Below are 14,301 nucleotides of genomic sequence, written 5' to 3'. Positions count from 1 at the left end.
TCCTCACGCATGTCCGAGCGCGTGATCTCTCCGGCGTCCACCGCGGACGACGACCGCTTCGATCGTCTCTTCCGGCCGGACTCGCTCGACGAGTACGTCGGGCAGGACAAACACCGGCAGAACCTCAAGGTCTTCGTCGAGGCCGCCAAGCGCAGGCGCGAGCCGGTCGATCACACGCTCTTCTGCGGCCCGCCCGGCCTCGGCAAGACGACGCTCGCACACATCGTCGCGCGCGAGATGGGCGTGAACCTGCACGCTACGAGCGGCCCGGCGATCGAGCACAAGGGCGCGCTCGCCGGCCTGCTCACGAAGCTCGAAGCGCGCGACGTGCTCTTCATCGACGAGATCCACAGGCTCACGCCGGCCGTCGAGGAGAGCCTCTACCCCGCGATCGAGGCGTTCAAGATCGACATCATGACGGGCGACGGCCCGTACGCGACGACGATCCAGCTCGCGCTCAAACCCTTCACGCTGATCGGCGCGACGACCCGCACGGGCCTGCTCACGGCGCCGCTTCTCTCGCGCTTCGGCTACGTCGTGCGCCTCGACTTCTATCCCGTCGAGGATCTGCAGCGCATCATCACGCGCAGCGCGCGCCTCATCGAGGTGCCCATCGACGACGCAGGTGCCCGCGAGCTCGCCGCGCGCGCCCGCGGCACGCCGCGCGTGGCGAACCGCCTCTTGCGCCGCGCGCGCGACTTCGCCGAGATCCTCGGCACGGGCCGCATCACCGCGAAGATCGCCAGCATCACCGCCGAGCGCCTGGAGATCGACGCCGCGGGCCTCGACGAGATGGATCGGCGGCTGCTCATGGTGATCATCGATCACTACGACGGAGGCCCGGTCGGCATCGACACGATCGCGGCCGCGCTCAGCGAGCCGCGCGACACGATCGAGGACGTTTACGAGCCTTACCTTCTCCAGCAGGGTTTCCTCGGCCGCACGCCGCGTGGACGTATCGCCACGCGAAAGGCCTACGAGCACCTGGGCAAGCCGATGCCCGTGAAAGGCACACCGCAGGGCGATCTGTTCTCCTGAGACGGAAGAGCGGCAGCACGTTTCCCTTCCTGCGCGACCGCGGATAATCTCGTTCCGTGCTCCCCGCGCTCCCCGTGCTCGTCGTCGACGACGACGCCGTCAGCCGACACGTGCTGACGCAGGCGCTCGCGGGCGCCGGGATCCCCGTGGCCACGGCGGCGTCCGGCACCGAGGCGCTCGCGTGGCTCGCCGAGCGAGACGCGTCGCTCGTCCTGCTCGACCTCGTCATGCCGCCGCCCGACGGCTTCGAGGTGCTCCGTCACCTGCGCGAAGACACGCGCATCGGTGATGTCCCCGTCGTGGTGCTGACGGCGCTCGACACCGACGACGACATCACGCGCGCCTTCGACGCGGGCGCCGACGACTTCGTCCGCAAGCCGTTCCGCCCCGCCGAGCTCCTCGCGCGCATCCGCGGCCAGCTCCGCATGCGCGAGTACGTCGACGCGCTCTGGCGTCGCGAGCGGGACGCGCGTGTCGTCCTCGAGCTCACGCAGGCGCTCTCGTCGACGCTCGACTTCCGCGACATCCTCTTCACGGTCGTGCGCCGCATCGCCGAGGTCGCGCGGGTCGATCGATGCAGCATCGTGCTCGTCGGCGACAACGTCGACACGGGTTACGTCGTGGCCGCGAGCGACGATCGCGACCTGCGCGATCTGCCCATCGTGCTCAACAAGTACCCCGAGATCCGGAGGACGCTCGAGACAGGCGAAGTCCTCGCGATCGAGGACGCCGCGACGCACCCGCTCTTCGAGGTCGTTCGCGCGGATCTGCCGCAGAACTCGTTCCGCTCGCTCGCGCTCGTCCCGATCGTCTACGACGACAAACCCATGGGCGTGCTCTTCCTGCGCGCCCGGCAGCCGGGGACGATGCGGGATCACGAGCTCTCGCTCGCGCGCACCGTGGCGAACGCGACGGCCATCGCCCTGCGCAACGCGAAGATCCTCCAGTCGCTTCGCGATCAGACGCAGGAGATCAACGTCGCCCGTTTCGAGGCCGAGCGCCGCCTCGCCGCGCTCGAACGATACGCCGACTTCTTCCACTCGGCCGCGGACGGCATCGTGGTCGTCGACGTCGACGGCCGGATCCTTTTTTCGAACCCGCGCGCGCGCGAAATCACGGGCCTCACCGAGGAGCAGCTCGCCGCGAGCCGCCTCGCCGACGTCGTCGATCCGAAGGACCTCCCGACGCTCAACCGCATTCGCAGGAGCTTCAAGCGGAACGTCTTCCCGAGCATGGTCGACATCACCATCCGCCGTTCGAGCGAGATCGCCTGCGAGCGCCGCATCATCAGCGTGAGCTCGAGCTCGGTGCTGCGCGAGGACGGCGGCGCGATCCTCGTGAGTCTGCGCGACGTGACCGACGATCGCGCGACGGCCGCCGAGCTGAAGAAGACGAAGGAGTTCTTGGAGCGCGTCATCGAGAGCTCGGTCGACGCGATCATCTCGGCCGACAACGAGGGCGTGATTCGTCTCTTCAACCGCGCCGCGGAGCGCATCTACGGCTACCGCGCGAGCGTGGTCATCGGCACGATGAACGTGCGTGATCTCTACGCGCCGAACCGCGCTTCGCAGATCATGCGGCTCATCAAGTCACCGGAGCACGGAGGCCCCGGGAGGCTCGAAGGCTACCGGACGGATGCGCTCGCCAAGGACGGCACGCTGATCCCAGTGCTCCTCTCGGCCGCGCTGATCGTCGAGGACGATCGTCCCGTCGGCTCCGTCGGTCTCTTCACGGATCTGCGCGAACGCCTGCGCATGGAGGCGAAACTGACGAAGGCGCAAGACGAGCTCCGCGCCCGCGAAAAACAGGCGCTCATCGCGGAGCTCGCGGGCGCGGCCGCGCACGAGCTCAACCAACCGCTCACGAGCGTGCTCGGCTACGCGGAGCTCATCAACCGGAGGGCGGAGGACCCGGCGTCCGTCCGCTCTGCGGCCGCGACGATCCTCGGGGAGGCGGAGCGAATGGCCGAGATCGTCCGGAAGATCGGCAAGATTACGCGCTACGAAACAAAGGCGTACGTGGGGGCAGCGAAGATCATCGACCTAGACCGGTCCAGCGAAGAGGACCCCAACCGAGCGCTCGGGTGAGAGATGGGTGCCGAAGGTCTCGAAGCTCCGATACGGGAATCTCAGATCCCGATCACGCAAAGGAAAGCGATGCGACGCGATCTCCCCGTCGAGTGGCTCGACGCTTTGCTCGTCGCCTCGTGCGAAATCCCGCCCGATGCGAGCGCAGAGCAAGCCGCGACGTCGCTCGTCGCCGCAGCCTTCGATGTGATGTCCGACGCGGCGATCGGCGTCTGCGTGCCCGGCGGCAGTGAGGGACAGGTCGTCGTGCGCCGCGGGGCGCGCAGCGACGGCGCCGAGTCCCCCGATCCGACGCGGCTCTTCCCCGAGTACGCGTTCGAGCGTGTCGTCGTCATCAACGGCGACGAGGGCTCGACGTTGCACCTCGCCTCCGACGACGAGGCGCGCTTCTCGGGCACGGGCTCGATGGAAGCGTTCGTCGATCGCCTCGCGCTCGCGCTCGGCGCGGCACTGCGCAACGCCCGCATGCATCGCGCGGCGCGCGCGCACGGCAGCGAGGTGAAGGAGCTCGAAGCGCAGGTCATCCAGGCCGGCAAGCTCGCCTCGCTCGGGCAGATCGCCGCCGGCATCGTGCACGAGCTCAACAACCCGCTCACGTCGATCGTCGCGTACTCGGACTACCTCCACAAAAAGGCCCTGCGCACCGAGGCGGATCCCGCCGACGTCGAGCGCCTCGCGCGCATCAACGAGGCTGCCGAGCGCATCCTGCGTTTCTCGCGCGACCTCATGGCGTACTCGCGCCCCACCGCGTCCGTGCCCGCGCCCGTCGCCATCCACGAAACGATCGAGCGCGCGCTCGTCTTCTGCGATCACGTGCTCGGCGAGCTGAACGTGATGGTCGAGCGCGCGTTCGGCGACGTGCGCCTCGTCCGCGGTGTCGCCGGTCAGCTCACGCAGGTCTTCGTCAACCTCTTCACGAACGCCGCGCACGCGATGCGTGAGAGCGGCGGACGCCTGATCATCAAGACCACGATGTCCGAGGCCGGCGACACCGTTCGCATCACGATTCAGGACGAAGGCCACGGCATCGACGCCGCGCACCTCGAGAAGATCTTCGAGCCGTTCTTCACGACGAAGACCGACGGCACGGGCTCGGGCCTCGGTCTCAGCATCGTGCGGAACATCGTGGCGTCGCACGGCGGCAAGATCCGTGCGTACGCGCATCCGGAGAGGGGCACGGTCTTCGAGCTAGCTCTCCCGCTTGCCGCGTCTCCGAGCGAGCCCCCGCAGCGCTGACGGCGCGCTCTACTTCGCGAGGAGGCGATCGCCCTTCTGCGGGAGCTCGACCGACGTCGCGCCGTTGCGCTCGTAGGGCATGTACCGCGGCGGCACACCGCGCGCGGCGTTCGCGTCCGCGTCCGTCATGATCTGCCAGTGCAGGTGCGGCGCGAACGAATGCCCCGAGTTGCCGCATCGACCGAGCTCGGTGCCGGCCGGGACGAACATGCCTTTGCGCACGCGCACGGTGCCCGGGATGAGGTGCGCGAAGAGCGAGTACTCGCCGTTCTGATGATCGAGCACGACGAAGTTGCCGTGCATGTCGTACTTGTTCGCGCGCCCCGGGACGTTGTCGGGCACGCCGTCGACCGCGATCACCACGACGCCCGGCGCATCCGCGACGATCGGCTGGTTGTACGAGGGATGGTCCTCGTTGCGCTGGGATCGCGGCATGTCGTCGTCGATCACGAGATCGAGCGCGTAGGCCTGGTCGTTGTTCGCGCCGTAGTGCGTGCGGTAGACGCGCCACTTGCCGACGACCGGGAGCCGGTAGGTCACCGTCCCGGGCGCGTAGCGCGGCATGTTCGGAGGAGGAGCGCTTCCGCCGCAGGCCGAGATCAGGAGGCTTCCGGCGATGAGGAGAGGAGTGAAGAAAGACGAGCGGGGGAGCATCCGCTCTTCACTATACCGAGTTCAGGGATTGACCTTGATCCCGATGACGAGGACGCCGCCCTTGTGGTTCTGGCCGGCCACGAAGAAGGTCTCGCCGGCCTTCGCGTTGACCTCGAGCAGCGGGAGGAAGTCGCTGCCGCCGGGCTTCTGGATGCTGGCGCTGATCACGTAGCGCTTCGGTTCGCCCTTTTTGCTCGGCTGGATCACGTCCTTCAGCGAGACCTTGAGCACCCGGTCGTTCGGGAGCTTCAGCGTGGAGGGGCTCGCCTTCGACGAGGTCTGCTTCGAGCGATCGAGCAGCTTGTAGCTGTTGTACGAGGAGAACGGCGGCTTCGCGAGCTCGGGCATCTTGCCGATCTTGGCGTCGATGCCCGTGCCGTCGTTCGTGCCGTGGAGGACCACGATCTCCATCGAGACGGACGTGTCCGCCTGAGCGGCGGCGTCCTGGGCATGCGCCACGGAGGGCCCGTGCCCGAGCGAGAGCCCGAACGCGGCCACGAGCAAAGCAATCAGCGGGAGCCTCATTGTTCTCCTCCAGCGGAATCGTCGGCCAACCACACGACGGTGGTGGTGTGGTTCGACGTGGCAGCCTCTGCCGGCACGTAAAAGATCGTGCCGATTTTGGTGCCAAAGTCGACGGCCGCGACAGCCACGCCCGGCTCGGCATCGCCGTCCTGCGCCTCCGATTCGGCCGCACGAGGCGCCTCCGCAGGCGTCGGGGCGGGCGCAGCGGGCAGCTCCTCGGGCGTCGTGACCGCGGCCACCGGCGCGCCTTGCGAATGCGGCGTACCCACGTCCATCCGCCCCCAGATCATGAGGCCCGCCGCCGCTGCGACCGCGATGGCCGCGAGCGCGAAGATCCCACGCGAGTTGTCGTTCGACGGCGCCGACTTCGCCGCCGTCTTGCCGAAGCCCGGCCGGAGCAGCGGTTTCACCTCGGCGTCCTTGCGCTCGACCGGCGCCTCCATCAGCGCGGGCGCGGCGTCCCTCGCGTCATGCGTCGGGCTCTTGTCGGCTGCGATCCGCGCCATGATCCCATCGGTCAGGTCGATCTCGGCGGCGCCGTTCTCGGCGTTCTCCCCGACGATCGACGACGCGAGCGACAGCGCGGCGACCTTGCTTCGCAGCACGCTGTCGCGCGCGAGAGCCTGACGAACCTCGCGCAGACGCTCGCCTTCGAGCTCGCCGTCCACGTACATCATCAGCTCGAGGTCCGTCGGCGGCCGCTTCGTGCGCGTCTCGCGCGCTTCTCCGTTCATCGTCTTCGTGGTCACGGCGCCTCCTCCGGCTCGGCTGCGATCTCGTCCGTATTGCCGCTCCGCGAACGCCCTTCCTCCGCGTAGCAATCCGCGAGCGCGCGCTGGAGCTTCTGCCGGGCGTGGAACAGCCGGCTCATGATCGTCCCCTTCGAGACGCCCATGGCCACGGCCATTTCTTCGTACGACATGCCTTCGACCTCACGCATCAGAATCACGCCTCGGTGGTAGGGGGGCAGGGCATCGAGGGCGGCCTGGATGCGACCCGCGATCTCCCGGCGGCGCATGACGTCGATCGGGTCGGCGCCATCGATGCGAGAGACCAGGGGAAACTCCGTCGGCTCATCCGAAGCGGCTTGCCCGTCGACGAGCTCGGCATCCCGACGCCCAGGCTTGCGCATGAGGTCGATCGCCAAGTTCGTGACGATCCGGTAGAGCCAGGTGAAAAACGACGATCCACCCTGGAAGGAGTTGAGGTTGCGGTAAACCCGCAAGAAAGCATCCTGAACCAGCTCGCGTGCATCGTTCTCGTCCCGGACGAGACCCATCGCGATCGCGAAGGCGCGGCGCTGGTGACGCTCCACGAGCCGCCTGAACGCCGCCTGGTCCCCCTTCTGTGCCCGAAGGATGAGCTCACGATCTTCCTCTGCCTCCCGCCTTCGGGCCTCTTTGTTGGACGCCTCCTGCGAAGACCTATTCACGCGGCCGAGACGGCCGATCGCGGCTTCAGGAGGCGGGGCGTCAGGGAGATCGTCCGGCAGCCCCAGGGCGCCTTCAATCTGGTCGTCCGTCGGGTCGGCCGGCTCGGGCCGGAGGGACTCGTCCGGGGGCGTGGGAATGGGGGGCACGGCGAGGTGGTACTCTAGGCGATCGGCCTTCCGGCCGGAAGGTCAAGGCTCCTCACGGTCGTCGATCGGCTCGAGCTCGGCAAGTGTCACGCGGACATCGAAGACCCGCTCGAGGCGCGCAATCCGCAAGGACACCGTCTTGTTGACACCCGCGATGCTCGCGAGCCACCGGAGCTCGTTCGGATCGGCGACGGGCTTGCCGTCGAACGCTACGATGACGTCGTCGGGCGAAAGCCCCGCACGATCGGCCGGCCCACCCGCGATCACCTTCTGCACCCACGCGCCCTTGCGATCCGGCCGGCGCAGGCGACCGGCCTCGATCGGGTTCAGCGCGTCGACGAAGACCCCGAGCGCGCTGCGTCGGATCTTGCCGTCCCGCAGCAACATGGGCAGGAGCTGCTTGACCATGTTGATCGGGATCGCGAAGCCGATGTTGTTCGCGTTCGCGCGGACGGCCGCGTTGATGCCCACGACCTCGCCGCGCATGTTGAGCAGCGGGCCGCCGGAGTTGCCCGGGTTGATGCTGGCGTCCGTCTGCAGGAAGTTGAAATAACCGCTGGGATCGAGGCCCTTCACGTCGTCGCGCGTGCGGCCCTTCGCCGAGAGGATGCCCGCCGAGACGGTGTGCGAGAGGCCGAACGGGTTGCCGATCGCGACGACCCAATCGCCCACGTCGATCACGTCCGAGTCGCCGAGCGAAAGCGAAGGCAGCCCTCGTTCGTCGACGCGCAGGACCGCGATGTCCGTGTGCTTGTCCCGGCCGACGACCGTCGCCCGCATCTCACGGCCATCGACGAAGCCGACGACGATATCCGTCGCGTCCTCGATGACGTGGTTGTTCGTCAGCATGAACCCCTCAGGGTCGTAGACGAACGCAGTGCCGAGGCCCTCGGAGACGGCGCGCCTTCGACCCGACGAGGTCTCTTTCTCGACGCGCGCCTTCACCGTCGCCACGGCCGGATCCGCCTTCTTTGCGAGAGGCGCGAAGGAGATCGGCGTGCCCTCGGCCGTCACGATCGCCGGTCCGGAAGGCGCGGTCTGCGCGAGCGCCGGAGGCGGAGCGGTGGATGCCGCGCCGCTCGGGAGAGGAATGGCGCCGGGCGGGAGCGACGAGGTCGGCTCGCCCGTTTGGGACGAACCGCCCGGCGACCCGCCGCCCTTGCCACACGCCGACGCGGTCACGAGGAGCCACGAGAGCAGGACGATGAGCGAGAGCGGCGGACGACGTGAGCTCACGTCTCTTTGGATACCTCCGCGAGACGCTCGCGCAACTCGTCGAGGGCCTGCGTGAGGAGCCGCTCCTCGTCGCCCGTGAGGTTTCCCCTCGTCTTTTCCTCGAGCAGCGTGAGGAGCTCGATGTCCTGCTGCGCGAGGTCGAGGCTCCGGTCCGAATGCCCATCCGGGCCGGGCATATCGCCGAGGTGGACGTGCGCCGAGCCGATGATGGACATCACGAAGATCGAGAAGTCGAGCTTCGGGAGCTGCCCCGGCGGCACGTCGCGATCGCCCTGGCTGCTCACGCCTCGCCTGCCTCGTCGGCTGCGTCGTCGATGTCGACGTCGTCCTCGACCGCAGCGCTGCTCGCGGTCGGGGCGGGGGCAGGAGCCGCCGCGACGGGCTGCGGCGCGGGCGCCGGAGCCGAGGTCGCGGAGACGAGCGCGGGCTGCGGGATGCCGAGCGCCTCGGCCTGCGTCTCGAGCTCGGGGAGCCCGGCGAGGTAACCGTCGACGTCCGTCGGCGTGATCACGCCAGCGTCGATGAGGCGCGCGCGCACCCGGAGATCATAGGCAAGCGCGGAAAAGTAACCCTGATCGGAAGCAGCTTTCATCGGTCGTTGTGTCTCCCTTGGTCGGACTTGCTCCCCCCCGGGTGCAGAAGTCTTCAGCGCTTGCGGAGCTGGACGAGCTGTCCGCCGCCCGCGGGCGCGTGGCCATGATCGTGGTCGTGATCATGGTCGTGATCATGGTCGTGATCATGGTCGTGATCGCAGCAACCGCCGCCGTCGCCGGTGGCGCGCTCTTCGAGCTCGGACTGCGCCTCCGCGATCTCCTCCTCGCTCGCCGCGCGCACGTCGTGCACGACGACCTCGAAGCGGACCTTCTGACCCGCGAGCGGGTGGTTCGTATCCACGACGAACGCGTCCGGAAGCACCTCGACCACGCGCATCGCGATGGACTCGCCGTCGGGGGCCTGCGCGATGAACTCGTCGCCGGGCGTCACGTGCTCGCTGTCGGGGAAGTCGGCCTTGTCGACCTCGAAGACGCCTTCGTCGTCGTGCTCGCCGAACGCGTCCGCGGGCTCGACGATGATCTCGCGGCGCTCGCCTGCGCGCATGCCCTCGACCGCTCGTTCAAGGCCCGGGAGGATCTGCGCGTAGCCGTGGACGTACTCGAGCGGCTCGCTTTCGGTCGCGCGATCGACCGTGTCTCCGTCCTCATCGAAGAGGACGTACGAGAGCGAGACGCGCGTATCGGGGCCAATGGCGGGCTGGGACATGGGCCCGTGGATGTGCCACGTAGGTGTCGCCCCATCAAGCCCTGCGTAAGATCCTTCGCCACGGCCGCGCCGGAAGGCTCCTCCGTGCTATCACGGGTTCCGTCATGGCCAATCCGGGAGTGCACCTCGATGCGGGCGGACAGGCCCGGAACAACGCAGCCGAGCGGCCCGACCTGAACAAGGCGCTGTCGCGTGTCGAAGGCCGCGGCAAATGGCTCCGCTGGCTCGTCATTCTGCTCGTCCTTGGCGGCATCGTCGCAGGCGGGATGCTCTACCTGCAGAAGACCAAGCCGCCGCCGCCCGCGCGCTACGTGAGCGCGGCCCTCACGCAAGGCGACGTTTTCGAGACGATCCAGTCGACCGGACAGGTCAAGCCGGTCACCGAGGTGCAGATCGGTGCGCAGGTCTCCGGCCGCATCACGAAGGTCCACGTCGACTTCAACAGCCACGTGAAGGCCGGCGATCTGCTCGCGGAGATCGATACGCAGCTCCTCGGCGCGGAAATCGACGCGAACGCGGCGCAGGTCGCAGCCGCGAATGCGAGCGTCAAGCGAGCCGATGCGAACCTCGAGACGGCGAAGGTGCGGCTCGAGCGGGCGCGCAAGGTGTTCAAGGAAGGCGTGGGATCGCAGGCGGATCTGGATGCCGCGCAAGGCAGCTACGACATCGCGCTCGCCGACGTCGCGGCCTCGAAGGCGCAGGTCGCGCAGCTCAACGCAACGCTGCGGCGCTCGAACACGAACCTCGCGTTCACCAAGATCTACTCGCCCATCGAGGGTGTCGTGATCAACCGCGCGGTCGATCCCGGCCAGACCGTGGCTGCAAGTTTCCAGACGCCGACGCTCTTCGTGATCGCCCAGGATCTCCGCAAGATGCGCGTGCTCGCGGACATCGACGAGGCGGACGTGGGGCGCCTGAAGGAGGGGATGACCGCAGACATCCGCGTCGACGCGTTCCCCGGCGAGTCGTTCAAGGGGCTCGTGAGCCAGGTGCGCTTCAGCCCCGTGAACCAGGCGGGCGTCGTGACGTACGCCGCGGTGATCGAGGTCGAGAACCCCGACATCAAGCTGCGCCCCGGGATGACGGCGACGGCGACGATCCACTCGGCCGAGGCCAAGGGCATCAAGCGCCTGCCCAACGCGGCGCTGCGCTTCAAGCCCTCGCCGCCGATGACAAAGGAAGGCAAGCCCATCCCGCAGGATCCGCTGCCGCCGCTGCCCGCGGGCAAAGGGCGCATCTACGTGCTCACGAACGAGACGCTGGGCGCCGAGCAGATCGAGATGCGCGAGGTCGACATCGGCATCACGGACGGCATCTACACGGTTCTCCGTACAGACATCGGCAGCCTGAAGGTCGTGACCGAAGAGACCGACGCAGGGGCCGCAGGCGGGCGCGGCGGCCGCAGGCCGTTCTAGGCGGGGGACGTGATGAAGGACGTCCCGTCGATCATCGAGTTCGTCGAGATCCACAAGGACTACGTCACGGAGGCCGTCGTCGTGCGCGCGCTCCGCGGCGTGAACCTGACGATCCGGCGGGGCGAGTTCGTCGCGATCATCGGGCAGAGCGGCTCGGGCAAGAGCACGATGATGAACATCATCGGCTGCCTCGATCGGCCGACGCGCGGCAAGTACATCCTCGACGGGATCGACGTCGGCTCGCGGAGCAACGACGCGCGCGCCATCGTGCGAAACCATCTGATCGGATTCGTGTTCCAGGGCTTCAACCTGCTGCCCCGCACGACCGCCCTCGAGAACGTCGAGCTGCCCCTCGTGTACCGAGGCGTCGGCGCCGCGGAGCGAAGGAAACGCGCGCTCGCCTCGCTGAGCGCCGTTGGCCTCGGCGCGCGCCTGCATCACACGCCGAACCAGCTCTCCGGCGGTCAGCAGCAGCGCGTCGCGATCGCGCGCGCCCTCGTGACGCAGCCGCCGCTCCTGCTCGCCGACGAACCCACGGGCAACCTCGATACCCGCACGAGCTACGAGGTGCTCGATCTCTTGCAACGGCTCAACCGGGAGCAGGGCATCACGATCGTGCTGGTCACGCACGAGCGCGACATCGCCGACTGCGCAGGGCGCGTGGTCGAGATGCGTGACGGCTCGGTGCGGCGCGACATCGTGAACGAGAGGCCGACGGACGCGGCGCGCGCGCTCGCGGAGCTGCCGGTCCAGGACGAGCACGGAGCCGCTTCGTGACGGCGATCCTCGCCGCGATCCGGCTCGCGCTGCGCGCCATCGTGCGCTCCAAGCTGCGCTCGAGCCTGACGGTGCTCGGCATCCTCATCGGTGTCGCGGCCGTGGTGATCGTGGTGGCGCTCGGCACGGGCGTGCAGGCGCAGGTCGTCGGGCAGATCTCGAACCTCGGCGCGAACGTCATCTTCATCTTCCCGCAGTCGACGCAGACCTCGGGCGTACGCAGCGCCGACGTCAATCGCCTCACGGAGGCCGATGGACGCGCGCTTCTCTCGGAGGCGACGAGCATCGCGAACGTCGCGCCGTTCAGCTCCACGGGCGCGCAGGTGATCGCGGGCGATCGCAACGCCGTGACGCAGGTGATGGGCGTGTCGCGCAGCTACTTCCCGGTGCGCGGCTTCTCCGTGGACAAGGGCCAGATGTTCACGGAGTCGGAGGAGCTGCTCAAAGCGAAGGTCGTCATCATCGGCGAGACCGTACGCGAAAAGCTCTTCGGCCCCGGAGATCCTATCGGCCAGTACGTGCGCATCGGTCGTTATCCGTATCGCATCGTTGGTCTGCTCGCGAAGAAGGGGCAGTCGCCCTTCGGCGAGGATCAGGACGATCGTGTGCTCATGCCGATTGGCAGCTTCCGTGCGCGCGTCGTGCCAAGTCCGCCGGGGCGCGTGCAGCAGCTCATCGCCTCCGCGACGGACGAGCGGACGGTCGATCGCGCCGTCGCGCAAATCAACGCGATCCTGCGGCAGAGGCACGGGATCGCGCCCGACGCGGATCCGGATTTCGCGATCCGCACGCAGGCCGAGTTCCGCAAATCGTCCGAGGAGATCGTTGGCACGTTGACCGCGCTCCTCTCCTCGATCGCCGCCGTCTCGCTGCTCGTCGGCGGGATCGGCGTGATGAACATCATGCTCGTCAGCGTGACCGAGCGGACGCGCGAGATCGGCATCCGCATGGCGATCGGCGCTTCGGCGGCAAACATCATGACGCAGTTCCTCGTCGAGGCGATCGTGCTCAGCGTGATCGGCGGCGTGTTCGGGCTCGGTATCGGCGCGGGCGTGATCAAGGCGATCGGCGGCGCGCTCGGGTGGTCACTCGAGCTTCCGATGCCCGCGGTGATCGCGGCGATGGCGACGAGTACGGTGATCGGGGTCGTGTTCGGGTTCTTCCCGGCGAGGAGGGCGGCGCTGATGGATCCCATCGTCGCGCTGCGGCAAGAGTGATCGGCCTTTTTCGCGTCTTCTCCGCGATCGCCATCGCCATGCGGGCGGTGCTCCGCAACAAGCTGCGCGCGGCGCTGACGATCCTCGGCATCACCATCGGCATCGCGGCCGTCGTGACGATGACCGCGCTCGGCGACGGCGCGCGCGCGAAGATCAACGGGCAGATCACGAACCTCGGATCGAACGCGCTGATCGTCTTTCCGCAGTCGGCGAGGGCCTCGGGCGCGCGCACGACGGGCGGCTCGAAGCTCTCGGAATCTGACTGTCAGGCCCTCGAGCGCGAGTCGACGAGCATCAGGGCGGCTGTTCCGTTTCTGCGTGCATCGGCGCAGGTCGTCTACGAAGGGCAGAACGCGAAGGCCGAGGTGATCGGCTCGCGCATCGCGTACCTCGAGGTGCGCAACTGGAAGCTCCAGCGCGGCGAGCCGTGGACGGTCTCGGCCGAGAACGTCTCCGAGAAGATCGCGGTCATCGGCGCGGGGACGGCCAAGGATCTCTTCGGCACGGCCGATCCCGTGGGTCGATGGATCCGCATCGGCCGGCATCCGTACCGCGTGCTCGGCGTGCTCGAGGAGAAGGGCCCGTCGCCGTTCGGTCGGAGCCAAGACGACGTCGTGATCATGCCGATCACCACGATGCGCTCACACGTGCGCTTCACGCGACCGGGCGAGACGGACGCCATCATGATGAGCGCCACGAGCCCGGAGACGACCGACCGCGCGAAGAAGCAAGCCGAGGAGATCCTTCGCCAGCGGCATCGCATTCGCGAGGGAGACGAGGACGATTTTCTCATCCGCACGCAGGCCGAGTTCCAGCAGATGCAGGACAGCATCTACGGGGTCCTCTCGCTCCTGCTCGTCGGAATCGCGGCCGTATCGCTCGTCGTCGGCGGGATCGGCGTGATGAACATCATGCTCGTCAGCGTCACCGAGCGGACGCGCGAGATCGGCATCCGCATGGCGATCGGCGCGCGCGAGATGGACATCCTCGTGCAGTTCCTCGTCGAGTCGCTCGTGCTCGCAACGCTCGGCGGGATCGTGGGGACGACGCTCGGCTACGGCGCGATCGTCGGCCTCGGCGCGGCGCTCGATCTGCCGATGAAGCTCGCGCCTCAGGCGCTCGCGGTCGCGCTCGGGACGAGCACGGCGATCGGACTCGTCTTCGGGTTCTTCCCGGCGCGACGGGCCGCGCGCATGGATCCGGTGCAGGCGCTCGGCCGCGAATGAATTGATTGGACCCCAAAAGGACACGCGCCCCGGGCCTCTCGGCCGCGGGGC

Annotated in this window: 15 protein-coding genes; 7 read left to right on the top strand and 8 right to left on the bottom strand. The window is 68.2% G+C overall.

What is annotated here, in order from left to right:
- Positions 1 to 9: 9 nt before the first annotated feature.
- The 3 genes from ruvB (at position 10) to KEG57_RS01510 (ending at position 4,361) form a co-directional block, all read left to right on the top strand.
- Positions 10 to 1,038: a Holliday junction branch migration DNA helicase RuvB gene (gene ruvB, locus KEG57_RS01520; protein ID WP_272418440.1), complete on the top strand. Its 1,029-nt coding sequence runs from the start codon at positions 10 to 12 to the stop codon at positions 1,036 to 1,038.
- 56 nt (positions 1,039 to 1,094) lie between these two features.
- Entirely contained in the window at positions 1,095 to 3,125 is a 2,031-nt protein-coding gene (locus tag KEG57_RS01515) for a PAS domain S-box protein (protein ID WP_272458030.1), read from the top strand.
- Between the two features lie 69 nt (positions 3,126 to 3,194).
- Positions 3,195 to 4,361 (top strand): sensor histidine kinase, encoded by a 1,167-nt coding sequence (locus KEG57_RS01510; protein ID WP_272458029.1) that lies wholly within the window; start codon positions 3,195 to 3,197, stop codon positions 4,359 to 4,361.
- A 9-nt stretch (positions 4,362 to 4,370) separates the two neighbouring features.
- On the opposite strand, the gene KEG57_RS01505 is transcribed toward KEG57_RS01510, so the two are convergent.
- From KEG57_RS01505 to KEG57_RS01470, 8 genes are read right to left on the bottom strand one after another with little or no spacing between them, the layout of a single operon-like run.
- Positions 4,371 to 5,015, bottom strand: a complete 645-nt coding sequence (locus KEG57_RS01505) for a M23 family metallopeptidase (RefSeq protein ID WP_272458027.1) — start codon at positions 5,013 to 5,015, stop codon at positions 4,371 to 4,373.
- A gap of 21 nt (positions 5,016 to 5,036) precedes the next feature.
- On the bottom strand, positions 5,037 to 5,540 hold the full coding sequence (locus tag KEG57_RS01500) for a hypothetical protein (protein ID WP_272418444.1): 504 nt from the start codon (positions 5,538 to 5,540) through the stop codon (positions 5,037 to 5,039).
- Positions 5,537 to 6,289: an anti-sigma factor gene (locus KEG57_RS01495; protein WP_272458025.1), complete on the bottom strand. Its 753-nt coding sequence runs from the start codon at positions 6,287 to 6,289 to the stop codon at positions 5,537 to 5,539. Before KEG57_RS01495 ends, KEG57_RS01500 begins: the two co-directional genes overlap by 4 nt.
- Positions 6,286 to 7,119, bottom strand: a complete 834-nt coding sequence (locus KEG57_RS01490; protein ID WP_272458024.1) for a sigma-70 family RNA polymerase sigma factor — start codon at positions 7,117 to 7,119, stop codon at positions 6,286 to 6,288. The genes KEG57_RS01495 and KEG57_RS01490 overlap by 4 nt, the downstream gene beginning before the upstream one ends.
- A gap of 42 nt (positions 7,120 to 7,161) precedes the next feature.
- Positions 7,162 to 8,355 carry a S1C family serine protease gene (locus tag KEG57_RS01485; protein WP_272418447.1) on the bottom strand — a complete coding sequence of 398 codons (1,194 nt, stop codon included), beginning with the start codon at positions 8,353 to 8,355 and terminating at the stop codon, positions 7,162 to 7,164.
- Positions 8,352 to 8,639 (bottom strand): DUF1844 domain-containing protein, encoded by a 288-nt coding sequence (locus KEG57_RS01480; RefSeq protein WP_272418448.1) that lies wholly within the window; start codon positions 8,637 to 8,639, stop codon positions 8,352 to 8,354. Before KEG57_RS01480 ends, KEG57_RS01485 begins: the two co-directional genes overlap by 4 nt.
- Positions 8,636 to 8,947, bottom strand: coding sequence for a hypothetical protein (locus KEG57_RS01475; RefSeq protein ID WP_272418449.1), 312 nt, complete (start codon positions 8,945 to 8,947; stop codon positions 8,636 to 8,638). The genes KEG57_RS01480 and KEG57_RS01475 overlap by 4 nt, the downstream gene beginning before the upstream one ends.
- A 53-nt stretch (positions 8,948 to 9,000) precedes the next feature.
- Positions 9,001 to 9,615 carry an FKBP-type peptidyl-prolyl cis-trans isomerase gene (locus tag KEG57_RS01470; protein WP_272418450.1) on the bottom strand — a complete coding sequence of 205 codons (615 nt, stop codon included), beginning with the start codon at positions 9,613 to 9,615 and terminating at the stop codon, positions 9,001 to 9,003.
- Positions 9,616 to 9,719: 104 nt separating this feature from the next.
- Between KEG57_RS01470 and KEG57_RS01465 the strand changes: the two genes are divergently transcribed.
- From KEG57_RS01465 to KEG57_RS01450, 4 genes are read left to right on the top strand one after another with little or no spacing between them, the layout of a single operon-like run.
- Positions 9,720 to 11,030: an efflux RND transporter periplasmic adaptor subunit gene (locus KEG57_RS01465; protein WP_272418451.1), complete on the top strand. Its 1,311-nt coding sequence runs from the start codon at positions 9,720 to 9,722 to the stop codon at positions 11,028 to 11,030.
- 12 nt (positions 11,031 to 11,042) lie between these two features.
- On the top strand, positions 11,043 to 11,807 hold the full coding sequence (locus KEG57_RS01460; protein ID WP_272418452.1) for an ABC transporter ATP-binding protein: 765 nt from the start codon (positions 11,043 to 11,045) through the stop codon (positions 11,805 to 11,807).
- On the top strand, positions 11,804 to 13,024 hold the full coding sequence (locus tag KEG57_RS01455; RefSeq protein ID WP_272418453.1) for an ABC transporter permease: 1,221 nt from the start codon (positions 11,804 to 11,806) through the stop codon (positions 13,022 to 13,024). Before KEG57_RS01460 ends, KEG57_RS01455 begins: the two co-directional genes overlap by 4 nt.
- Complete coding sequence (locus KEG57_RS01450; RefSeq protein WP_272418454.1) at positions 13,021 to 14,250, top strand: ABC transporter permease; 1,230 nt, start codon at positions 13,021 to 13,023, stop codon at positions 14,248 to 14,250. The genes KEG57_RS01455 and KEG57_RS01450 overlap by 4 nt, the downstream gene beginning before the upstream one ends.
- Positions 14,251 to 14,301: the final 51 nt, after the last annotated feature.

This window comes from Polyangium jinanense, from assembly GCF_028435365.1.
This window is presented reverse-complemented; position numbering and strand designations above follow the sequence as displayed.

What these genes read in the sequence shown, in the direction of transcription:
- KEG57_RS01460 (WP_272418452.1), top strand. Translation starts at nt 11,043, where the DNA reads ATGAAGGACGTCCCGTCGATCATCGAGTTCGTCGAGATCCACAAGGAC.
- KEG57_RS01500 (WP_272418444.1), bottom strand. Translation starts at nt 5,540, where the DNA reads ATGAGGCTCCCGCTGATTGCTTTGCTCGTGGCCGCGTTCGGGCTCTCG.
- KEG57_RS01470 (WP_272418450.1), bottom strand. Translation starts at nt 9,615, where the DNA reads ATGTCCCAGCCCGCCATTGGCCCCGATACGCGCGTCTCGCTCTCGTAC.
- KEG57_RS01505 (WP_272458027.1), bottom strand. Translation starts at nt 5,015, where the DNA reads ATGCTCCCCCGCTCGTCTTTCTTCACTCCTCTCCTCATCGCCGGAAGC.
- KEG57_RS01465 (WP_272418451.1), top strand. Translation starts at nt 9,720, where the DNA reads ATGGCCAATCCGGGAGTGCACCTCGATGCGGGCGGACAGGCCCGGAAC.
- ruvB (WP_272418440.1), top strand. Translation starts at nt 10, where the DNA reads ATGTCCGAGCGCGTGATCTCTCCGGCGTCCACCGCGGACGACGACCGC.
- KEG57_RS01475 (WP_272418449.1), bottom strand. Translation starts at nt 8,947, where the DNA reads ATGAAAGCTGCTTCCGATCAGGGTTACTTTTCCGCGCTTGCCTATGAT.
- KEG57_RS01510 (WP_272458029.1), top strand. Translation starts at nt 3,195, where the DNA reads ATGCGACGCGATCTCCCCGTCGAGTGGCTCGACGCTTTGCTCGTCGCC.